Origin of the sequence: Campylobacter sp. B0100352/1 (assembly GCF_020135855.1) — a bacterium.
In the GTDB taxonomy this organism is placed as follows: domain Bacteria; phylum Campylobacterota; class Campylobacteria; order Campylobacterales; family Campylobacteraceae; genus Campylobacter_D; species Campylobacter_D taeniopygiae.
The window spans coordinates 1-335 of sequence record NZ_JACHTP010000120.1 but is presented as its reverse complement, the minus strand read 5'-3'; the positions used below and the strand labels follow the sequence as shown (position 1 = coordinate 335).

Sequence of the window (335 nt, the reverse complement as noted above, 5' to 3'; positions counted from 1 at the left end):
CGATGATAGTGGCAATGATGCCTATAAGGATTTGTTTAAAGAGAATGGCTTTAACAACTCCTGTATAAGTTTCATCTTCTGTAACCGTACATACTCTAAATTTTGGATTGATTGTTGCACTACATAGTACTTCATAAGAATTCCCTTTATCATCCTTTGCTCCAAAAAGAGCATTTTCTTCTTTTGGATTAAGATAATAATTTGGATTAGTATTGATTGTATTAGCTATATTTATACTTAGTGGATTTTTTGTAAGAATTCTTTCTGGATATTGATGAAAATAAATCTCACCATCTGGACTATAAACTGCAGCATAAGTATTTTCAGAATGACCA

At 30.7% G+C, this 335-nt stretch carries 1 pseudogene; it reads right to left on the bottom strand.

Annotated elements, in window-relative coordinates:
- Window positions 1-335: pseudogene (locus H2279_RS08805) on the bottom strand (methyl-accepting chemotaxis protein); the annotation flags it as partial.